Source organism: Streptomyces sp. OR43, assembly GCF_008042275.1.
Taxonomy (GTDB): Bacteria; Actinomycetota; Actinomycetes; order Streptomycetales; family Streptomycetaceae; genus Streptomyces.
Genome location: NZ_RDBK01000043.1, coordinates 3,394,452 through 3,415,727, shown reverse-complemented (window position 1 = coordinate 3,415,727; position 21,276 = coordinate 3,394,452). Strand labels below are relative to the sequence as shown.

At 71.3% G+C, this 21,276-nt stretch carries 17 protein-coding genes; 7 read left to right on the top strand and 10 right to left on the bottom strand.

All coding sequences use genetic code 11. From position 1 onward, the window contains the following. The first annotated feature begins 37 nt into the window (after nucleotides 1-37). On the top strand, nucleotides 38-1,609 hold the full coding sequence (locus tag EAO72_RS34545) for a purple acid phosphatase family protein (RefSeq protein WP_148020982.1): 1,572 nt from the start codon (nucleotides 38-40) through the stop codon (nucleotides 1,607-1,609). 26 nt (nucleotides 1,610-1,635) lie between these two features. Here EAO72_RS34545 and EAO72_RS43505 read toward each other — a convergent pair whose 3' ends face one another. Beyond that, the gene (locus EAO72_RS43505; RefSeq protein ID WP_261991728.1) at nucleotides 1,636-1,767 is read right to left on the bottom strand and encodes a hypothetical protein; all 132 of its coding nucleotides are present in this window, start codon (nucleotides 1,765-1,767) and stop codon (nucleotides 1,636-1,638) included. Between the two features lie 521 nt (nucleotides 1,768-2,288). Between EAO72_RS43505 and EAO72_RS34540 the strand changes: the two genes are divergently transcribed. The 3 genes from EAO72_RS34540 to EAO72_RS34530 are packed head-to-tail and all read left to right on the top strand — an operon-like array spanning nucleotide 2,289 to nucleotide 4,923. Beyond that, nucleotides 2,289-2,861, top strand: coding sequence for a CDP-alcohol phosphatidyltransferase family protein (locus EAO72_RS34540; protein WP_148020981.1), 573 nt, complete (start codon nucleotides 2,289-2,291; stop codon nucleotides 2,859-2,861). Beyond that, nucleotides 2,858-3,721, top strand: coding sequence for a phosphatidate cytidylyltransferase (locus tag EAO72_RS34535; protein ID WP_148020980.1), 864 nt, complete (start codon nucleotides 2,858-2,860; stop codon nucleotides 3,719-3,721). The genes EAO72_RS34540 and EAO72_RS34535 overlap by 4 nt, the downstream gene beginning before the upstream one ends. Further along, the gene (locus tag EAO72_RS34530) at nucleotides 3,718-4,923 is read left to right on the top strand and encodes a lysophospholipid acyltransferase family protein (protein WP_148020979.1); all 1,206 of its coding nucleotides are present in this window, start codon (nucleotides 3,718-3,720) and stop codon (nucleotides 4,921-4,923) included. Before EAO72_RS34535 ends, EAO72_RS34530 begins: the two co-directional genes overlap by 4 nt. 139 nt (nucleotides 4,924-5,062) lie before the next feature. On the opposite strand, the gene pruA is transcribed toward EAO72_RS34530, so the two are convergent. Both pruA and EAO72_RS34520 read right to left on the bottom strand, forming a co-directional pair. After that, nucleotides 5,063-6,694 carry an L-glutamate gamma-semialdehyde dehydrogenase gene (pruA, locus tag EAO72_RS34525; protein ID WP_148020978.1) on the bottom strand — a complete coding sequence of 544 codons (1,632 nt, stop codon included), beginning with the start codon at nucleotides 6,692-6,694 and terminating at the stop codon, nucleotides 5,063-5,065. Nucleotides 6,695-6,734: 40 nt separating this feature from the next. Continuing rightward, nucleotides 6,735-7,661: a proline dehydrogenase family protein gene (locus EAO72_RS34520; RefSeq protein WP_148020977.1), complete on the bottom strand. Its 927-nt coding sequence runs from the start codon at nucleotides 7,659-7,661 to the stop codon at nucleotides 6,735-6,737. A 189-nt stretch (nucleotides 7,662-7,850) separates the two neighbouring features. Between EAO72_RS34520 and EAO72_RS34515 the strand changes: the two genes are divergently transcribed. Continuing rightward, nucleotides 7,851-8,993, top strand: a complete 1,143-nt coding sequence (locus EAO72_RS34515; RefSeq protein WP_148020976.1) for a PucR family transcriptional regulator — start codon at nucleotides 7,851-7,853, stop codon at nucleotides 8,991-8,993. Nucleotides 8,994-9,084: 91 nt separating this feature from the next. Here the strand turns inward: EAO72_RS34515 and EAO72_RS34510 are convergent, their stop codons facing one another. The 7 genes from EAO72_RS34510 to EAO72_RS34480 form a co-directional block, all read right to left on the bottom strand. Next, nucleotides 9,085-9,699, bottom strand: coding sequence for a TetR/AcrR family transcriptional regulator (locus tag EAO72_RS34510; protein WP_148020975.1), 615 nt, complete (start codon nucleotides 9,697-9,699; stop codon nucleotides 9,085-9,087). 78 nt (nucleotides 9,700-9,777) lie between these two features. Further along, on the bottom strand, nucleotides 9,778-11,370 hold the full coding sequence (gene serA / locus EAO72_RS34505; protein ID WP_148020974.1) for a phosphoglycerate dehydrogenase: 1,593 nt from the start codon (nucleotides 11,368-11,370) through the stop codon (nucleotides 9,778-9,780). A 276-nt stretch (nucleotides 11,371-11,646) separates the two neighbouring features. Continuing rightward, nucleotides 11,647-12,648 (bottom strand): ketol-acid reductoisomerase, encoded by a 1,002-nt coding sequence (gene ilvC / locus EAO72_RS34500; RefSeq protein WP_148020973.1) that lies wholly within the window; start codon nucleotides 12,646-12,648, stop codon nucleotides 11,647-11,649. Between the two features lie 108 nt (nucleotides 12,649-12,756). Next, nucleotides 12,757-13,284, bottom strand: coding sequence for an acetolactate synthase small subunit (gene ilvN / locus EAO72_RS34495; RefSeq protein WP_148020972.1), 528 nt, complete (start codon nucleotides 13,282-13,284; stop codon nucleotides 12,757-12,759). A 23-nt stretch (nucleotides 13,285-13,307) separates the two neighbouring features. After that, entirely contained in the window at nucleotides 13,308-15,164 is a 1,857-nt protein-coding gene (locus EAO72_RS34490) for an acetolactate synthase large subunit (RefSeq protein WP_148020971.1), read from the bottom strand. Nucleotides 15,165-15,381: 217 nt separating this feature from the next. After that, nucleotides 15,382-18,312, bottom strand: coding sequence for a putative bifunctional diguanylate cyclase/phosphodiesterase (locus tag EAO72_RS34485; RefSeq protein WP_148020970.1), 2,931 nt, complete (start codon nucleotides 18,310-18,312; stop codon nucleotides 15,382-15,384). A gap of 185 nt (nucleotides 18,313-18,497) precedes the next feature. Continuing rightward, on the bottom strand, nucleotides 18,498-19,460 hold the full coding sequence (locus EAO72_RS34480; protein WP_148020969.1) for a 2-hydroxyacid dehydrogenase: 963 nt from the start codon (nucleotides 19,458-19,460) through the stop codon (nucleotides 18,498-18,500). A gap of 113 nt (nucleotides 19,461-19,573) precedes the next feature. On the opposite strand from EAO72_RS34480, the gene EAO72_RS34475 reads away from it, so the two are divergent. Both EAO72_RS34475 and EAO72_RS34470 read left to right on the top strand, forming a co-directional pair. Further along, a complete protein-coding gene (locus EAO72_RS34475) occupies nucleotides 19,574-20,530 on the top strand; it encodes an aldo/keto reductase (RefSeq protein ID WP_187285414.1) in 957 nt (318 codons plus the stop codon). 217 nt (nucleotides 20,531-20,747) lie between these two features. Next, on the top strand, nucleotides 20,748-21,276 hold a 529-nt coding region (locus EAO72_RS34470; RefSeq protein ID WP_148022205.1), incomplete at its 3' end, for a PQQ-dependent sugar dehydrogenase.

Here is a 21,276-nt window from a genome sequence, read left to right as displayed (position 1 = left end):
CGGCATGCCGTCAGGGAGCGGGTGGAGGTTGTCGCCCATGGACATCCCCCGCTTCGGTATCCCCGAGAAGCTCGCCGACCGCATGAGCATGGCCGAGCAGCACGACTACCTCCGCACCCGGCTGACGCGACGCGGTGTGCTGCGTACGGGTGTGGCGACCGCGGCCGTGGCCGGCGCGGGCCTCGGTACCTCGCTCGCCTCCTCCCCCGCGTACGCGGCACCGTCGGTGATCACCTCGCACAGCTCCACCCGGGTCGACGGTTCGCTGGTCGCCCCGTTCGGCCGGCACCTGGCGTACGGCGCCGACCCGAAGACGCAGATGACGGTCTCCTGGCAGATCCCGTTCGCGGTGCGCCGCCCGTACATCCGGATCGGCCTCAAGCCGTGGGCGCTGAGCCGGAAGATCGACGCCGAGGTGCGCCACCTCACCACACCGCTGCTGAACGACGGCAAGATCGCGGCCGCCGAGCAGTTCTACGTACACGCGGCCCTGGAGCGGCTGAAGCCCGGCACGACGTACTACTACGGCGTCGGCCACGACGGCTTCGACCCGGCCGACCCCCGCAACCTGGGCACGCTCGGCACCTTCACCACGGCGCCCTCGCGCGCCGCGAAGTTCACCTTCACCGCCTTCGGCGACCAGGGTGTCAGCTACCACGCGCTCGGCAACGACCAGCTGATCCTGGGCCAGAACCCGGCCTTCCACCTGCACGCGGGCGACATCTGCTACGCCGACCCGTCGGGCTCCGGCCGGACGAGCGACACGTACGACGCGCGTACCTGGGACCAGTTCCTGGCCCAGACCGAGACGGTCTCCAAGACCGTGCCGTGGATGGTGACGACCGGCAACCACGACATGGAGGCCTGGTACTCGCCGGACGGCTACGGCGGGCAGAACGCCCGCTGGACCCTGCCGGACAACGGCCCGGACCCGGTGAACCAACCCGGCGCCTACTCCTTCGTGCACGGCAACGTGGGCGTGATCGCGCTGGACGCCAACGACGTCTCGTACGAGATCCCCGCCAACTTCGGCATCAGCGGCGGCAAGCAGACCCGCTGGCTTGACCGGCGCCTCGGCGAGCTGCGGGCCCGCCACGACATCGACTTCCTGGTGGTCTTCTTCCACCACTGCGCCTTCTCCACGACGAACGCGCACGCCTCGGACGGCGGGGTGCGCGAGGCCTGGGTGCCGCTCTTCGAGAAGCACCAGGTGGACCTGGTCATCAACGGGCACAACCACGTCTACGAGCGCACCGACGCCATCCTGAAGAACGCGGTCCAGCGCAAGGTCCCGATCGGCGAGCGCACCGATCCGACGCGGGACGGCATCGTGTACGTCACCGCGGGCGGCGCGGGCAAGGCGCTGTACGACTTCCCCGCGCCCGACAGCTATGAGGGCCATGTCGCGGACCGGGAGAGCGTGGACACGTACCACGTGGTCAAGGGCGGCGGGAAGGCCGTCGAGACCGTGGAGTGGTCGCGGGTGCGGTACACCGGATTCTCGTTCCTCGCGGTGGAGGTGGAGACCGGACGCGACGCACGGATGAAGGTCACCGCGCTCGCCGAGTCGGGCGAGCGCATCGACCACTTCGAGATCGGCCGCGGCTGAGCGGCCGGACGGAGGCGCGGCCCGGTTCAGTGACCGGTGGAGCCGCCGTTGTCCCTGCGGTCCAGCGCACGCTGCAGGGCGGCGGCGGCATTCTGCCGCTCCGACTCGGTCGGGCGGTGGGTGTGACGGACGCGGCGGCGGACAGTGGTCTCGGCCATGGTGGATCGACTCCTTGAGATCGCGAGGATTTCGAGATCGAAAAATCGTGAACGTGATGTCGAGATCAGGGATTTCGAGGTGCCGGAAGGGGCGGGGAGCAGACGCCGCAGGGGTTGCCTGCTTCGGGGCGCGCGCTCACGACCGCCAGTCGCTTGATCTAGCGAGACGTTCGGCTTCTACAAAGCTAAGGCAGCCGTGCCGGTCTGTCTCCACAATTACTCGGACTTCCTACTATCTGAGACGGAGGTTTACGCCGGCTCGCCCGCCGCTCACTCTCAGCTCCCTGACGAGTGCCCGGACGGACCCGGAGGCCGCGGAGCGCGTGGTCCCGGTCGTCCTCGCTGAACGCGCCCGCGCACGCGGTGTCCACGAGGGCGCGGATGCCGTCGCGGGCGACCGGGGCCGGCCGGCCGGTGTGCGCGGTGTGCCGGGTCGGACCGGTCTCCCCACCGGGTACTCAGCCGGCAGGTGAGTACCCGGACCGTGTCGAAAGACTGTGCGGCGGACAAGAGTTGGTCCCATGAACGGCCTCTACGCTCTCAAGCCCTGGTACGCGGACCGGCTCTCCGGTCTCCGCGCCTCGCTGGTCCGCCGTGAGGTGTCGCCCGACACCCTCACCGCCGCCGGCGTCGTCGCCGCGGCCGGCGGCGCAGCCGCACTCGCCTGGCTGCCCACCGGCATCGCCGCGCTTCCGGTCGCCGTACTGCTGGCGGCCCGGCTCGCCTTCGCCAACCTGGACGGGGCACTGGCCCGCGACACGGGCCGCACGACCCGGCGCGGCGCGGTGCTCAACGAGCTCGGCGACCGGATCGCGGACCTGGTCGTCCTGGCGGGCTTCCTGGCGCTCGCCCCGCTGTGGCTGGTCGCCGTCACCGCGCTCGCGGCGACGCTGCCGTCCTGGGTGTCGCTGGCCGGCGCGGCGGCCGGGGCGCCCCGGCGCAACGGCGGGCCGGTCGGCAAGACCGAGCGCTGCCTGCTGGTCGTGGTCGCCGCGGCGAGCGGCTGGACCGTACCGGTACTGATCGTGATCGCCGCCGGCTCGCTGCTCACGGCGGCGCTCCGGCTGGCCGGGCTGTGGAGGGAACTGGCATGAGCACCGTCCTGATCGCCGAGGAGGCGGCCGCCCGCGCGGTGCCGCTGGTCGCGGGTGTGCTGGGTGCGGGCGGGGTCGCGGTCGCGGTCCTTCCCTCGAAGGTGCGGATGCGGGCCGAGCTGCGCAGGCGGTGGCGGACCTGGGCCCTGGTCGCGCCCGTCTTCCTGGGGGCGTACTTCCTGGGCGGCGGCGGTACGTACGCGCTGGCCGCGGGGCTCGGCGTGATCGCGGCGAGCGAGTTCGTCCGGATGGCGGGGCTGAGGCGCGGCGACCATGTCGTGCTGGCCGCCGCCGCGGTCGTCCTGCCCGCGACGGCCTGGCTGGCGCCGGACCTCCTCGACCTGCGGATGGCGGCGCTCCTGCTGGTCGCGGCCGCGCTGCCGTCCGTGCTGGCCGGGGACGACCGCGCGGGCTTCACCCGTACCGCCAGGACCGCGTTCGGGCTGCTGTGGATCCCCGTCGCGCTGACCGGTCTGGTAACGCTCGGCGAGACCGCGGTGGCCGTGGGCCTCGCGGTGGCACTGGGCGACGTCGGCGCCTGGTGCGGCGGTACGGCGCTGGGCCGGCGCGGTCCGCTCGCCCGGCCGCTGTCGCCGCTCTCGCCCAACAAGACCTGGGCGGGCGTGCTCGGCGCGGCCGTCGCGACGGCCGGACTCCTGCTGGTGCTCGGCGCGTTCAGCCTCCCCCTGTGGGCGGCGGTGATCGGTGGCTGTGTGCTCGGCGATCTGATCGAGTCCATGGTCAAGCGCGAGTCGGGAGTCAAGGACGCGGGCAGCTGGCTGCCCGGCTTCGGCGGCCTGCTCGACCGGATCGACTCCCTCCTGGTGGCCCTTCTCCTGGCGACGGTGATGACGCGATGAGTACGCTCCTGAACCTCCCGGCCCGAGCGGTGCTCCCGCGCCGCTCCCGCCTCGGCGCCGTGCTCCGGCGCGGACTGTGGTGGGGCGTGCTCAGCCTCACCGGCGGGGTCGAACGGCGTGGCCGGCTGCCGCACGGCGGCTGTGTGGTGGTCGCCAACCACTCCTCGCACGCGGACACCGCGGCCCTCCTCGCGGCGCTCGACGCCCGGCACAGCCCGGCGATCGGGGCAGCGGCCGACTACTGGTTCGCCTCGCCCTGGCGCCGGCGGATCTGCCGCAGGCTGGCGTCCGGCTTCCCCGTGCGGCGGGGCGGCGGAGGTATGGAGGACCTGCTCACGATGGCCGGTGAGCTGCGGGCGGGCCGCGCGGTCGTGCTGTTCCCCGAGGGCACCCGGGCGAAGGACGGCGCCCTGGGCTCCTTCCACCGGGGCGCGCTGGTCCTGGCCGAGGAGGCGGGGGTGCCGGTGGTTCCGGTGGGGATCGCGGGCACGGACCGGCTGCTGCCCAAGCACGGGCGGCTGCGCTCGTCGCTGGTCCGGGTGACGATCGGTGAGCCGCTGCCGTCCGCCGTGTCCCCGGAGGAGGCGCGCGACGCGGTGGTGGCGCTGCACGCGCGTACGGTCGCCGAGCCGCTGAAGGACTCCGCGACGCGACGCCGGATCGCAGCGGTCGTCACCTCGCGCTGGGGCGTGCCGCTGGCGTTCTGCTGGGCGTTCGCGGAGGCGCTGAGCTGGCCGCTGATGCCGGAGCTGCTGCTGGGCGCGGTGTGCGTGGCGGTGCCGCGGGCGGCGCTGAAGATGTCGCTGGGCGCGCTGGCGGGCAGCCTGGCGGGCGGGCTGCTGGCCCTGCACCTGGCCTCGGCGGGCGTTCATCCGCCCGCGCCGCTGACGACGGACCGGATGCGGGCGGAGGTCCGGCACGAACTGGCGCTGGAGGGTGCGTCGGCGGTGCGCCACCAGCCGTGGAACGGGATCCCGTTCAAGGTGTACGGCGCCGAGGCGGGCCGCGCCGACGTCCCCGCGCTCGACTGGCTCGCCGCGTCGGCGGTGGCCCGGGGCTCCCGCACCCTGACGGTGGGCCTCGCCTTCGCGGGCTTCGGCCTCCTGCTGCGCCGCCACCGCCGCCAGTACGGCCGCTACCTGGTGCTGCTGGGCGGCGGGTTCGCGGCGGGGCTGGCGTTGATCGTGCACGGGTGGGGCTGAAGCCGCGGCAGCGGACATGGAAACCGCCTCCCGGCCGGCAGGGGAACCGGTCGGGAGGCGGAGTGCGTGGCCGGGGCGCCGGGAGGGCGGCGCCCCGGAAGGTGGCGGGTGACCCGGTCAGAGTCCTCCCGCCGCCCTCTCAGCCCTGGTGGGGGTAGGTGTACTCGGTCGGCGGGACCAGCGTCTCCTTGATGGCCCGGGTCAGGGTCCAGCGCTGGAGGTTCTGCGGGGCGCCCGCCTTGTCGTTCGTACCCGAGGCACGGCCGCCGCCGAAGGGCTGCTGGCCGACGACGGCGCCGGTCGACTTGTCGTTGATGTAGAAGTTGCCCGCGGCGTAGCGCAGCTTCTCCATCGTGTACGCGGCCGCGGCGCGGTCGTTCGCGATGACGGAACCGGTCAGGGCGTAGTCGGAGACCGACTCCATCTGCTCCAGCATCTCGTCGAACTTGTCGTCCTCGTAGACGTGGACCGCGAGGATCGGGCCGAAGTACTCGGTCGTGAAGACCTCGTTCGACGGGTCGCTGCACTCGATGACGGTCGGGCGGACGAAGTAGCCCACCGAGTCGTCGTAGGTGCCGCCCGCGATGATCGTGCACGCCGGGTCGGCCGCGGCGCGGTCGATGGCGGCCTTGTTCTTCGCGAACGAGCGGTCGTCGATGACGGCGCCCATGAAGTGCGACAGGTCGGTGACGTCGCCCATCGTGATGGAGTCGACCTCGGCCGCGAACTTCTCCTTGAAACCGGAGTTCCAGATGGAGGCCGGGACGTAGGCGCGCGAGGACGCCGAGCACTTCTGGCCCTGGTACTCGAAGGAGCCACGGGTCAGCGCGGTCTTCAGGACGGCCTGGTCGGCCGACGGGTGGGCGACGACGAAGTCCTTGCCGCCGGTCTCGCCGACGAGCCGCGGGTAGGTGCGGTAGTTGGCGATGTTGTTGCCGACCGTCTTCCACAGGTGCTGGAAGGTGGGGGTCGAGCCGGTGAAGTGGATGCCGGCCAGGTCGCGGTGGTTCAGGGCCACCTCGGAGACGGCGATGCCGTCGCCGGTCACCAGGTTGATGACGCCCTTGGGCAGGCCGGCCTCCTCCAGGAGCTGCATCAGCAGCACGGCGGCGTGGGTCTGCGTCGGGGACGGCTTCCAGACCACCACGTTGCCCATGAGGGCCGGGGCGGTGGGCAGGTTGGCCGCGATGGCCGAGAAGTTGAACGGCGTGATCGCGTAGACGAAGCCCTCCAGCGGGCGGTGGTCCATGCGGTTCCACACGCCGGCGGAGTTCGCCGGGGGCTGCTCGGCCAGGATCTGGCGCGCGTAGTGCACGTTGAAGCGCCAGAAGTCGACGAGCTCACAGGGGCAGTCGATCTCGGCCTGCTGGGCGGTCTTGCCCTGGCCGAGCATCGTGGAGGCGGCCAGCGTCTCGCGCCACGGGCCGGAGAGCAGCTCGGCGGCGCGCAGGATGATGGCGGCGCGGTCGTCGAAGGCCATCGCGCGCCAGGCCGGGGCGGCGGCGAGGGCGGCGTCGATCGCGTCCTGCGCGTCCTGCTCGGTGGCGGCGGCGTAGGTGCCGATGACGGACTTGTGGTTGTGGGGCTGGACGACGTCGAAGCGCTCGCCGCCACCCATCCGCTTCTCTCCGCCGATGGTCATCGGCAGGTCGATCGGGTTCTGGCCGAGCTCCTTGAGCTTCGCCTCCAGGCGGGCGCGCTCCGGGGAGCCCGGGGCGTAGGAGTGGACCGGCTCGTTGACCGGCGCGGGGACCTGGGTGACAGCGTCCATGGTTACCGTGCTCCTTCAGTAAGAGAGGGGTGGAGGGGGCTCAGCCCTTGGTGAGGATGGAGCGGCCGAAGAACAGCAGGTTGGCCGGCTTCTCCGCGAGGCGGCGCATGAAGTAGCCGTACCAGTCGGTGCCGTACGCGGTGTAGACACGCATCCGGTGGCCCTCCGCCGCGAGCCGGACGTGCTCGTCGCTGCGGATGCCGTACAGCATCTGGAACTCGTACTCGTCGAGCTTGCGGCCGGCCTTGCGGCCCAGCTCCTGGGCGATGGCGATCAGGCGCGGGTCGTGGGACCCGATCATCGGGTAGCCCTCGCCCTCCATCAGCGTCCTGAGGATGCGGACGTACGCCTTGTCGATCTCGGCCTTGTCCTGGTACGCGACCGAGGCGGGCTCCTTGTAGGCGCCCTTGACGATGCGCACGCGGCTGCCCGCGGCGGCCAGGCGGCGGGCGTCGTCCTCGGTGCGGAAGAGGTAGGCCTGGATGACGCATCCGGTCTGCGGGAAGTCCTTCCGCAGCTCCTCGTGGATGGCGAACATCGAGTCGAGAGTGGTGTGGTCCTCGGCGTCCAGGGTGACCGTGGTGCCGATCGCGGCGGCGGCCTCGACGACCGGGCGGACGTTGGCGAGGGCCAGCTCGTGGCCGCCCTCCAGCGCCTGGCCGAACATGGAGAGCTTGACGGACATCTCCGCCTTCGTGCCCAGGCCGAGCTTCTCCAGGCGGCCGATGAGCTCCAGGTAGGCGTCGCGCGCGGCGGCGGCCTGCTCGGGGGTGGTGATGTCCTCGCCGACCACGTCGAGGGTGACTTCGAGGCCCTTGTCGGCGGCGTCCTCGATGATCGGGACGACCTGCGCGACCGTCTCACCGGCGATGAACCGGTCGACGACCTGCTTCGTGCCCGGCGCTGCCGAGATGAAACGGCGCATCTTGTCGCTGCGTGACGCGGCGAGAATCACGGGACCCAGCACGGGGCACCTCCACGGAAAGTACGGACGAAGGCCGAACCGCCACAAGTGCCCGATAGGGAACAGAAGCGGTACAGCACGGAGAACCACCGTGAAATCTAAGGATCCCTCCGATCCTGTGCCATCGACAGCTGTCACGCATCCGTGCCCTGGATCTCAGACATATGTCTGAAGGGGTGCGAGAATGGCCGGGTGAAGGGCGATTACCAGGAGCTGGTCGACGAGATCTCGGCGCTGCTCGGCGTCCCCGCGACGCTGGAGAACCGGGACTTCGGCCTGGTCGCCTTCGGGGCCCACGACAGCGACGACGACACGGCGATGGACCCGGTCCGCACCCGTTCGATCCTGACCCGCCGCTCGACCCCGGCGGTCCGCGCCTGGTTCGAGAACTTCGGCATCACCCGCGCCACCGGCCCCGTCCGCATCCCGGCCGCCCCGGAGGCCGGTGTCTACCGGGGCCGGATCTGTCTGCCCGTACGCCATCGGGGCGTCGTGCTCGGTTACGTCTGGCTGCTGGACGCCGATCCCGGGCCGACCGACCAGCAGCTCGACGCGGCGATGGACGTGGCGGCCCGGATCGGTGCGCTGCTCTCCGACGAGGCGCGGGCGGGCACGGATCTGTCCCGGGAGTTCGGGGCGGTCCTCACGGCGGGGCGCGGCTGGCAGCGCGACATGGCGGTGGCCGCGCTCGCCGAGGCGCTCGGGCCGGACGCGGAGGGGCTGCACACCGTGGTGTGCGTGACCCCGTGGCCGGACGACCCGCCGTCGGTGCGGACGGTGCCGTCGGCGGCGGCCCTGTCCGGCGCCCCTTTCCCGGGCGGCGCGGGGGCCCCGGCCCTGGCCGCGCTGGTTCGGCTGCGGTCGCACGACGTCCTGGACCCGGCCCTCACCGCCGCCGACCGGCTGCGCGGCTCGGCGGGGCCCGGCGCCACCGCGGGGATCGCGGTCCCCCGCCGCGGCCTGGCGGAGCTGGCGGACGCCTGGCACGAGGCATCGGCCGCGGCCCGGGCGGCCGCGGCGGAGAAACGGTTCGGCCCGGTCGCCGAATGGTCGGCCATCGGCCCGTACCGCTTGCTGACCGCGCTCGCCCGGGACACCCAGCCGGACCACACGGTCCGCCCCCTGCTGGCCCCGGCCCAACGGGACCTGGCCCGCACCGCCGAGGTGTTCCTCGACTGCGCGGGCCAGGCGTCCCGGACCGCGGGCGAGCTGGGCATCCACCGGCAGACGCTGTACTACCGCCTCTCCCGGGTCCAGCAGCTCACCGGCCTGGATCTGAACGACGGCGAGGACCGGCTGCTGCTCCACATGGCGCTGAAGGCCGCCCGGCTCTGAAGGGGCGGGCCGGCGGCGGGCGGCGGTCGGAGAAGGGCCTTCGCAGTGGCGGGCCCCTGTCCGCGGAGGGCCTTGCGGCGGCGGGCGGCGGTCAGTGGGGGGTGTTGCCCGCGGCGGCGGCGTCGGCCCGGCCCGCCAGGACCGCCTTCAGGCCGTCCGTGAGGTCCTGGGCCGAGGGCGCCGAATCGCTGTCCATCAGCCACTGGACCATGACGCCCGCGAGCAGCGCCTGACAGAACAGGCCGGCCACCCGGGCCTTCTCGGGTTCGGCCTCGGGGTCGATGCCCAGCATGTTCTCGGCGAGCCCGTTGCGGCCCTCCTGCTGCGGCCCGGCGAGTGCCTTCTGGAGCTCGGGGTCGGAGTCGATCCGGGAGATGACCTCCATCTGGAGCTGCCAGACGGCACGGGTCTGCTCATAGCTCCCGATCACCCGCTCCCAGGTCTCGCGGAACTGGTCGAGAGGGGCCGCGGGTGCGTTCTCGGCGACCTCGGCCGCCTCGCCGTCCTTGGTCAGCACATCGCCCCACTCCTCCGTCACCTTGAGGAAGGCGAGGTTGAGCAGGGCCTCCTTGGAGCCGTAGTGGTAGCCGATGGACGCGAGGTTCGTCCCGGAGGCCGCAACGATGTCGCGTGCCGTCGTCCGGGCGTACCCCTTCTCCAGCAGGCAGCGCTTCGCGCCTTCGAGCAGATCCTCACGATGTCCCATGACAGCAGCGTACCCGGCATGCAGACGCATGTGTAAGACGCGCGTCTAGATGCCGGGTACGGAGACTGCGGGAAGGACTCAGTCGGTCAGGTTCACCGAACGGGCCGAGGCCGCGCCGATCTCGGCCGAGATCTCGGTCAGCACCGACGCCGGGACGTCGTCGTCGACGGTGAGGACGACCAGCGCCTCGCCGCCCACGTCGGCCCGGGACACCTGCATGCCCGCGATGTTCAGCCCGGCCTCGCCGAGGATCTTGCCGACCGCGCCGACGACGCCGGGACGGTCCTGGTACCGCAGGACGACCATGTGGTCGGCCAGTGCCAGGTCCACGTCGTGCTCGCCGATCGCGACGATCTTCTGGAGGTGCTTGGGACCGGCCAGCGTGCCGGACACCGCGACCTCCTGGCCGTCGGCCAGCGTGCCGCGGACCGTGACCACGTTGCGGTGGTCGGGCGACTCGGAGCTGGTGGTGAGGCGGACCTCGACACCGCGCTCCTGCGCGAACAGCGGGGCGTTCACGTACGACACGGTCTCGTCGACGACGTCCTCGAAGACGCCCTTGAGCGCGGAGAGTTCGAGCACCTTCACGTCGTGCTGGGTGATCTCGCCGTACACCTCGACGTCGAGTCGGGCCGCGACCTCGCCCGCGAGCGCGGTGAAGATCCGGCCGAGCTTCTCGGCGAGCGGGAGGCCGGGACGGACGTCCTCGGCGATGACGCCGCCCTGGACGTTGACCGCGTCCGGCACGAGCTCACCGGCGAGCGCGAGGCGCACCGACTTGGCGACCGCGATCCCGGCCTTCTCCTGGGCCTCGTCCGTGGACGCGCCGAGGTGCGGGGTGCAGACGACCTGGTCGAACTGGAACAGCGGGGAGTCCGTGCAGGGCTCCTTGGTGTACACGTCGAGACCGGCGCCGGCGACGCGGCCCTCCTTGAGGGCGGAGGCGAGCGCCTCCTCGTCGACGATGCCGCCGCGTGCGGCGTTGACGATGCGCACCGAGGGCTTCACCTTGTGCAGCGCCTCGTCGCCGATCAGGCCGAGCGTCTCCGGGGTCTTGGGGAGGTGCACGGTGATGAAGTCGGAGACCTCCAGCAGCTCGTCCAGCGAGAGGAGCTTGACGCCCATCTGCGCGGCGCGCGCGGGCTGGACGTAGGGGTCGTACGCGACGATCTTCATGCCGAAGGCCGACATGCGCTGGGCGACCAGGACGCCGATGCGGCCGAGGCCGACGACGCCGAGGGTCTTCTCGCTCAGCTCGACGCCGGTGTACTTCGAGCGCTTCCACTCGCCGTTCTTGAGCGCGGTGTTGGCCTGGGGGATGTTGCGCGCCGTGGCGACGAGCAGACCGCAGGCGAGCTCGGCGGCGGTGACGATGTTGGAGGTCGGTGCGTTCACGACCATCACGCCGGCCTTGGTGGCCGAGGAGACGTCGACGTTGTCCAGACCGACGCCCGCGCGGGCCACGACCTTCAGCTTCTTCGCGGCGGCGATGGCCTCGGCGTCGACCTTGGTGGCGGAGCGCACCAGGATGGCGTCGACATCGGCGATCGCGGGGAGGAGCTCGGCGCGGTCCGCGCCGTTGCAGTGCCGGATCTCGAAGTCCGGTCCCAGGGCGTCCACCGTGGCGGGCGACAGCTCTTCAGCGATGAGTACGACAGGTTTCGAGCTCACGTGAGTCCTCACAGATCCAGTGCGGACGGCCGTCCCGACGGCCGCAGGCGGTGGAGGGGCTTGCCGCGTGGAAGACGCACGACACTGTGGGCCTGACGCGTGTATGTGTGGAGAAGTGTAGTCATGCGCGAGCACGCATACTGCGCCCCGTTGGAAGGATCACCCACAAGAGGCTGGACGACTTGTACACACGTACGACGCCGCCTCTTCCAGCGGTGAAGCAGGGCGGAAGCCCGAAGGGGCGGATCCGCGGATCCGCCCCTTCGGGCCTCGGTGTTACGCGTCCTCGTCGTTGACCCAGCTCATGAGCTTGCGCAGCTCACGGCCGGTGGTCTCCAGCAGGTGGTCGCTGTCGGCCTTCTTGTACTCGTTGTACTTGGGCAGACCGTTGTGGTACTCGGCCATCCAGGCGTTGGCGAAGGTGCCGTCCTGGATCTCGGTGAGGACCTTCTTCATCTCGGCCTTGGTGGCGTCCGTGATGATCCGCGGGCCGGTGACGTAGTCGCCCCACTCGGCGGTCTCCGAGATGGACCAGCGCATCTTCTCCAGGCCGCCCTCGTACATGAGGTCCACGATGAGCTTCAGCTCGTGGAGGCACTCGAAGTACGCGATCTCCGGCTGGTAGCCGGCCTCGGTCAGGGTCTCGAAACCGGCCTTGACCAGGGCGGCGGTGCCACCGCAGAGGACGGCCTGCTCACCGAACAGGTCGGTCTCGGTCTCCTCGGTGAAGGTCGTCTTGATGACGCCGGCGCGGGTGCCGCCGATGCCCTTGGCGTACGAGAGGGCGAGCTCCAGGCCCTTGCCCGAGGCGTCCTGCTCGACGGCCACGATGCACGGGACGCCGCGGCCCTCCTCGTACTGGCGGCGGACCAGGTGGCCGGGGCCCTTGGGGGCGACCATGCAGACGTCGACGCCGGCCGGCGGCTTGATGAAGCCGAAGCGGATGTTCAGGCCGTGGCCGAAGAACAGCGCGTCGCCGTCCTTGAGGTTGTCCTTGACGGACTCCTCGTAGACCTGGGCCTGGATCGGGTCCGGAACCAGGATCATGATGACGTCGGCCTCGGCGGCGGCCTCGGACGGGGTCACCACGCGCAGACCCTGCTCCTCGGCCTTGGCCTTGGACTTGGAGCCCTCGTGCAGACCGACACGGACGTCGACACCCGAGTCGCGCAGCGACAGCGCGTGGGCGTGGCCCTGGCTGCCGTAACCAAGGACCGCGACCTTGCGGCCCTGGATGATGGACAGGTCGGCATCGTCGTCGTAGAACAGCTCGGCCACTGGGTCTTCTCCTTGGTGTGCAGGTGTTGCGTCCCACCGTACGGCGGGGTGCGTCAGTTACGTTTTCGGGTCTCGCCATGCGAGCGGCGCGGCGCGACCCGGAATGATTTACGCCGTGCGGTCGAGGGCGCGCAGTGACCGGTCGGTGATCGAGCGCGCGCCGCGCCCTATGGCGATGGTGCCGGACTGGACGAGCTCCTTGATGCCGTACTGCTCCAGCATCTTGAGCATCGCCTCCAGCTTGTCGGCGCCGCCGGTCGCCTCGATCGTGACGGCCTCCGGGGAGACGTCCACGGTCTTGGCGCGGAACAGCTGGACGATCTCGACGATCTGGGAGCGGGTCTCGCTGTCGGCGCGGACCTTCACCAGGACGAGCTCGCGCTGGATCGCAGCGGCCGGCTCGAGTTCGACGATCTTCAGGACGTTGACCAGCTTGTTGAGCTGCTTGGTCACCTGCTCCAGGGGCAGGTCCTCGACGTTCACGACGATGGTGATGCGCGAGATGTCGGGGTGTTCGGTGGTACCGACCGCGAGCGAGTCGATGTTGAAGCCGCGGCGGGAGAACAGGGCGGTGATCCGGGCGAGGACACCGGGCTTGTTCTCGACCAGGACGGAGAGCGTGTGCTTGGTGGACATGGAAGTCGGTCTCTCTCTGTCTCTCAGTCGTCTTCGTTGTCGCCGAAGTCGGGGCGGACGCCGCGGGCTGCCATGACCTCGTCGTTCGAGGTACCGGCGGCGACCATCGGCCACACCATGGCGTCCTCGTGGACGATGAAGTCGATGACCACCGGGCGGTCGTTGATCGAGTTGGCCTCGGCGATGGCCTTGTCCAGGTCGGCCGGGTCCTCGCAGCGGATCGCGTAGCAGCCCATGGCCTCGGACAGCTTGACGAAGTCGGGCACCCGGGTGCCCTTGGCCGCGTTGCCGTCGGTGTCGGCGCCGGAGTGCAGCACGGTGTTGGAGTACCGCTGGTTGTAGAACAGGGTCTGCCACTGGCGGACCATCCCGAGGGCGCCGTTGTTGATGATGGCGACCTTGATCGGGATGTTGTTGAGCGCGCAGGTGGTGAGTTCCTGGTTGGTCATCTGGAAGCAGCCGTCGCCGTCGACCGCCCAGACCGTGCGATCGGGCATGCCGGCCTTGGCGCCCATCGCGGCCGGGACCGCGTAGCCCATCGTTCCGGCGCCGCCGGAGTTCAGCCAGGTTGCGGGCTGCTCGTACTGGATGAAGTGCGAGGCCCACATCTGGTGCTGGCCGACGCCCGCCGCGAAGATGGTGCCCTCGGGTGCGAGTTCACCGATCCGCTGGATGACCTGCTGCGGCGAGAGGCTGCCGTCCTCCGGCAGGTCGTAGCCGACCGGGTAGGTCTCGCGCCAGCGGTTCAGGTCCTTCCACCAGGCCGCGTAGTCGCCGGTGTGGCCCTCGGTGTGCTCGGCCTGGACCGCCTGGACGAGGTCGGCGATGACCTCGCGGGCGTCACCGACGATCGGGACGTCGGCCGCGCGGTTCTTGCCGATCTCCGCCGGGTCGATGTCGGCGTGGACGATCTTGGCGTACGGGGCGAAGCTGTCCAGCTTGCCGGTGACGCGGTCGTCGAACCGGGCGCCGAGGGCGACGATCAGGTCGGCCTTCTGCAGCGCGGTGACGGCGGTGACCGAACCGTGCATACCGGGCATGCCCACGTGCAGCGGGTGGCTGTCGGGGAAGGAGCCGAGCGCCATCAGTGTGGTGGTGACGGGCGCTCCGGTGAGCTCGGCCAGCACCTTGAGTTCTGCGGTGGCCCCGGACTTCATGACGCCGCCGCCCACGTACAGCACCGGGCGCTTGGCCTGGGTGATGAGCTTGGCGGCCTCACGGATCTGCTTGGCGTGCGGCTTGGTGACCGGGCGGTAGCCCGGCAGGTCCATGACCGGCGGCCAGCTGAAGGTGGTCTTCGACTGGAGGGCGTCCTTGGCGATGTCGACGAGGACCGGTCCCGGACGGCCGGTGGAGGCGATGTGGAAGGCCTCCGCGATCGTGTGCGCGATGTCCTCGGCGCGGGTGACCAGGAAGTTGTGCTTGGTGATCGGCATCGTGATGCCGCAGATGTCGGCTTCCTGGAAGGCGTCCGTACCGATGGCGCCGGAGGCCACCTGGCCGGTGATGGCCACCATGGGCACGGAGTCCATGGCCGCGTCGGCGATGGGGGTGACCAGGTTGGTGGCGCCCGGCCCCGAGGTGACCATGCACACACCGACCTTGCCGGTGGCCTGCGCGTAACCGGTGGCCGCGTGACCCGCGCCCTGCTCGTGGCGGACCAGGATGTGGCGGACCCGGGTGGAGTCCATCAGCGGGTCGTACGCCGGAAGGATGCAACCGCCAGGGAGGCCGAATACGGTGTCGGCCCCGACTTCCTCGAGAGAACGGATGAGGGACTGCGCGCCCGTGACGTGCTCAACGGTGGCGGACGACGATCCGCCGTTACGGGCCCGCGGCTGGGGATGGTGGGCCCCGGTGGCCTGCTCGGTCATCGGCATTCTCTTCTCGAAGCTGAGGGTTTTTGCGAGTGTTTTGCGATGGTTTGCGTGGTGCCGGTGCAACAAAAAACCCCTCGTGCCGTGAGGCAAGCGAGGGGAGCGCGTCGGTGCGGTCTGCAGAGTGTCATCGAGGAACTCTGCTTCAGCCGACGCGCTTTCCAAGTACGAGAATTCGGGTGCGCATGGCATTGACCCTCTCTCCGACGCACTCGACGTGTCAAGTGGGTGGGACGGGCGTCTCAGCATGTGAGCCGGTCAGGAGGGGGACGGAGCCGCCCGCGAGGACCGGCTGAACGGCCGGGTTGCCGGGCACCGGGAACTCGCCGCGGACCAGGGCGCGGCGCAGCCGGTACTCGTCCAGCGGCCCGGAGAAGGCCATTCCCTGGCCGTGCGTACAGCCCATGGCGCGCAGGGCGAGTACCTGTTCGGGGACGTCGACACCGTCGGCCACGGACTGCATACCGAGGTCGCAGGCGATCCGCAGCAGCCCGCTGGTGATCTTGTGCAGCCGGGCGGACTCGACGACGCCCTCCACCAGGCCCCGGTCCAGTTTCAGTACGTCGATGGGGAGCCGGCGCAGGGCGTTGATCGCGGCGTACCCGCTGCCGAAGCCGTCGAGCGCGATGCGCACGCCGAGGCGCCGGAGGGCGACCAGGCGCTGTTCCAGTTCGTCGAAGGAGACCCGGGGGTCGCTGTCGGCGACCTCGATCATCAGGGCCCCGGACGGCAGCCCGTACCGCGTCAGCAGCGCCTCGACGGAGCCGAACGGCAGGCCCTTGTCGAGCAGTCGGCGGGCCGAGAGCCTGACGGCGACGGAGACCTGGTGGCCGGCCCTGGACCGGTCGGCGGCCTGCTCGACGGCCTCTTCGAGGAGCCAGCGGCCCAGTTCCGCGGTGCGGTCGCTGTCCTCGGCGACGCGGAGGAACTCGGCGGGTGTGAAGAGGATGCCCTGGGCGGAGCGCCAGCGGGCCTGGGCGGCGACGGCGGCAACGGTGCCGCTGGCCAGATGGACCACGGGCTGGTGCAGCAGCGCGAACTCGCCGTCCCGCAGGGCGGTGCGCAGCCGGGCCGCCAGCTCGGAGCGGCGCACCACCTCGGCCTGCATCTGCGGGGCGTACAGCTCGACGCGGTCCTTGCCGCCCGCCTTGGCGCGGTACATGGCCAGGTCGGCGTTGCGCATGAGGTCGTTGGGGGCGATGCCGGGCTCGGCGAAGGCGACGCCGATGGACGCGGTGACCCGGACCTCGCCGGCGCCGATGCGGTAGGGCTGGGAGAGCGTGAGGCGCAGCCGGTCGGCGATCTCGTGGACCTGGTACTCACGGGCCGTCTGGTCGCGTCCGCCGTCGCCGACGATGAGGGCGGCGAACTCGTCGCCGCCGAGGCGGGCGGCGGTGTCCCCCGACCGGACGGATTCCTGGAGGCGGCGGGCGGCCTGGATCAGGAGCTCGTCGCCGGCCTGGTGGCCGAAACGGTCGTTGGCCGCCTTGAAGCCGTCCAGGTCGATGAAGAGCACGGCGGTTCCCGCGTCGCCCGCGCGCCGGCCGCCGAGGGCCCGGCGGACCCGGGCGGTGAACAGCGCGCGGTTGGGCAGGTCGGTGAGCGGGTCGTGCTCCGCGTTGTGCTGTAACTGGGCCTGCAGGCGGACCCGTTCGGTCACGTCGCGGCTGTTGAGGATCAGGCCGCCCTGGTGGCGGTTGACGGTGGACTCGACGTTCAGCCATTCGCCCGTGCCGGCGCGGAAGCGGCATTCGATGCGGGTGGTGGGTTCCTCCTCGGGCGGGGCGGCGAGGAACTTCCGCACTTCGTGGACCACCCGGCCGAGGTCCTCGGGATGGATGATCGAGGAGAGCTCGGCGCCGACGAGGTCTTCCGCCTCGCGCCCGTAGACACCGGCGGCGGCGGGGCTGACGTAGCGGAGTATGCCGGTCGGGGCGGCGATCATGATGACGTCGCTGGAGCCCTGCACCAGGGAGCGGAAGTGGTTCTCCTTCTGGGCCAGTTCCTGGGTGAGGGCGATGTTGTCGACGAGCATGATGCCCTGCCGGACGACCAGTGCGAGCACCACCGTGCACCCGGTGAAGACCACGACACGGTCCACCCGGCGGCCCTCGATGACGTTGTAGAGAATGCCCAGCGTGCAGACGGCGGCGGCCAGATACGGCGTGAGCGCGGCCAGCGAACCGGAGATGGGGCGGCTGGCGGTACGGGACACGGGCCGGTCGGCTTCGGCGTCGTCGCGGGCGACGCCCCAGGGGGCGTACGCGAGGAGCAGCGAACCGGCGAACCAGCCGGCGTCGAGCAACTGGCCGGACTGGTAGGTCTGGCGCAGCAGCGGTGAGGTGAACAGCGCGTCGCACAGGACCGTGAGGGCCAGCGCGGCGATGGCGGTGTTCACGGCGGCACGGTTGACGCTGGAGCGCCGGAAGTGCAGGGCGAGCACCATGGAGACCAGCACGATGTCGAGCAGCGGGTAGGCCAGCGAGAGGGCCGCGCGGGCCACGCTGGCGCCCTCCACGTCCGCGAGGTGCGCGGTGTGGGCGAGGGCGAGGCTCCAGGACAGTGTGAGCAGCGATCCGCCGATCAGCCAGGCGTCGAGAACCAGACAGACCCAGCCGGCCCGGGTGACGGGGCGTTTGGCGAGGACCAGCAGCCCCACGATGGCGGGCGGCGCGAAGCACAGGAAGAAGAGGTCGGCCAGGGAGGGGCTGGGCACCTCGGCCTCGCGCACGCACTCGTACCAGCCCCAGACCGCGTTGCCCGCCGCGGCCATCAGGGAGGAGAGCGAGAACAGCAGCCAGGCCGGCCGGAACCTGTTGTCGGCCGAACGCGCGAACAGGAAACAGGAGACGGCGGCGACCAGGGCGGCCGCGCTCAGGCCGAAGTCCCCCATGAACAGGGCGAGTCGCGCCGAGCCCCAGCCCACGGCCGCACCCACCCCGTAAGCGGCGCAGACGAGTCCGAGAAGGAGCCGCGGGATGATCGCGGGCGCCCGGCCGACGGCAGGCCGACGGGCCAGGAATGCCGCGCGGGCGCTCGCCGGCGCGCTCACCGGGGTGCCCCCGATGCCGCCGGACGACCGCGGCGCCGGCGCACCGGACGCACCGTCGGCCGCCGTCGGCCGCCCTGCCGTGTCGGATCGTTCGCCCATCGGCCGTACATCGCCCTCGCCCCCCTCGCGTGTGGCTTCCTCCCCGGCGCCGCCCCTTCCACGGCGCAGCCCCCCTTTCGGGACGATACACCAGACTCGTCACGCAGGGACATAGTTCCTCTACTCTCCGTAACGACCTGCGGAGTTGTCGGCACACAGGGGTACGGAAGGTGCCCGTGGCGTGTTCAGCCGGTGGTGCGCACGACGTTGTGCACCGGCTCTCCCGCGGCGAAACGGCTGAGCTGTCCGGCCAGCAGGCGCTTGGCGCGCGGCAGGAACGCCGAGGTGCTGCCGCCCACATGCGGAGTGATGAGGACGTTCGGAGCATGCCAGAGGGGATGGCCGGAAGGGAGCGGTTCCGGGTCCGTGACGTCGAGGGCGGCGCGCAGCCGGCCGGACTCGAGTTCGGACAACAGGGCCTTGGTGTCGACGACACCGCCGCGGGCCACGTTCACGAGCAGCGCTCCGTCCGGCATCGCGGCGAGGAAGTCCGCGCCGACCAGCCCCTGTGTGGACGGGTTCAGCGGGGTGGACAGGATGACGACATCGGACTCTGGCAGCAGCGCGGGCAGGTCGTCGAGTGTGTGTACGGGGCCGCGTGCGGTTGTCCGTGCGGAGCGCGCGACGCGCGCCACCCGCGCGCACTCGAAGGGCGCGAGCCGGTCCTCGATGGCGGAGCCGATCGATCCGTAGCCCACGATCAGCACGGACTTGTCGGCCAGGGCGGGGTAGAAGCCGGACCGCCACTCCTCCTTGTCCTGGCCGTGCACGAATCCGGGGAACCCGCGCAGCGAGGCGAGGACCAGCGCGAGGGTCAGTTCGGCGGTGGACGCCTCGTGGACCCCCTTGGCGTTGCACAGCCGTACGCCCGCGGGCAACAGCCCGAGGCCCGGCTCCACATGGTCGATGCCCGCGGAGAGCGTCTGCACGACCTGGACGCCGCTCATGCCGTCGAGCGGGCGGACCGCGACCGTCGGTCCCTTCATGTAGGGGACGACGTAGAAGGCGCAGTGGGCGGGGTCGGCGGGGAAGTCCGGTCCCCCGTCCCAGAAGCGGTAGTTGAGGCCCTCGGGCAGTCCCTCGATCTCGTCGGCCCGGAAGGGCAGCCATACGTCGGGGGCAGGGGCGGTTCGCGTGGTGGAAGTCATGGTCAGGAGGCTATGCGAAGCCCGGCTGGGCGCAGAGGTTAGTTTTGGGGGTGCGGTGCGAGGGAGGGTTCGGGGAGTTGGAGCGCAGAAGTCTCGGTGCGGCGGCGCTCGCCGTGGGCGCCGTCGGTCTCGGCTGTATGCCGATGAGCTGGGCGTACAGCGCCTCGCGGCAGCGTGGTGACGAGGCGCTGCGCGCGGTGCACGCGGCGCTCGACGCGGGTGTCGACCTGTTCGACACCGCCGACATGTACGGGCCGTTCACCAATGAGCTGCTGGTGGGGCGGGCGTTGAAGGGCCGCCGTGAGCAGGCCTTCCTCTCTACCAAGTGCGGTCTGCTGGTGGGTGATCAGCACATCGTGGCCAACGGCCGTCCCGGCTATGTGCGGCGGGCCTGCGACGCCTCGCTGCGGCGGCTGCAGACGGATGTGATCGATCTGTACCAGCTCCACCGGGCCGATCCCGAGGTGCCCGTCGAGGAGACCTGGGGCGCGATGGCGGAGCTCGTGAACGCGGGCAAGGTCCGGGCGCTCGGGCTGTCCGCGGTCGGGGCCAGGGCCGCTCGCCGGCGGGGAGCGCGGACGCACGACGAAACGATCCGGCAGCTGGAGCGGGTCCAGCAGGTCTTTCCCGTGAGCGCCGTGCAGGCGGAGCTCTCCGTGTGGTCCCCGCAGGCGCTGGAGGCGCTGGTGCCGTGGTGTGCGGCGCGCGGGGTCGGGGTGCTGGCCGCGATGCCGCTGGGCAGCGGCTATCTGACGGGCACGCTCACTCCGGGGCAGGGTTTCGAGCCGGAGGATCTGCGGGCCAGGCATCCGCGGTTCACCGCCGAGATGATGGCCGCGAACCAGCCGGTGGTCGTGGGGCTGCGGCGGATCGCGGAGCGGCACGGGGCGACACCGGCGCAGGTGGCGCTGGCCTGGGTGCTGCGGCAGGGGCCCCACATCGTGCCCGTGCCGGGGACCAAGCAGGAGCGGTGGGCCGTCGAGAACGCGGGGGCGGCCGGGCTGACGCTGACGGACCGGGACCTCGACGAGATCGAACGGCTCCCGGCCGCACGGGAGTCGTGGGACTGAGCGCCCGTACACCGCGTCGGCGTGTGAAGTTTGATCGCCGAGCGAGAAAGTACCCGGGCTTCGGGAACCCTGGGTGCGGCCGCGGTGTAAGAACAGGGGACAGGCGGTCGTCGAAGGGGTCGGTGCTGTGCGCGGTGCGAGGTTCGGATCTGTGCGGGAACCGGCGGGGCGTCGCGCGACGCCCCGCGGGAATGGCCGGGGTGCGCGGCGGGGCGCGGTGGCCGTGCTGGCGGCCGGCGCCCTGATCCTCACCGCGGGGTGCTCCTCGCAGGAGGGTGCCGAGAGCACGGCGGGCCAGGGCGCGAGTTCACCGCCCGCCTCCCCCGCGGCCCCCTCCAGCCGGGCCGCCTCGCCGTCCACGTCTCCGTCCGCCTCGCGCCCCGCGGCCGGTCTGCCGCCCGCCAAGGGCTCGGTGAAGGTGGTCTCGACCCTCACGGAGGGTCTGGAATCGCCGTGGGGTCTCGCGAAGCTGCCGGACGGCGATCTGCTGGTGGGCTCGCGCGACAAGGGGACGATCACCCGGATCAACGCGAAGAGCGGCAAGAAGACGCTGCTGGGCACCGTCCCAGGGGTGGCGCCGGCCGGCGAGGGCGGACTGCTGGGCCTCGCGGTCTCCCCCGACTACGGCACGGACCACCTGGTGTACGCGTACTTCACCACGGCGTCGGACAACCGCATCGCCCGCATGCTCTACGACGAGGACGGGACGACGCCGGGCCAGCTGCTGGGCGCCCCGGACACGATCC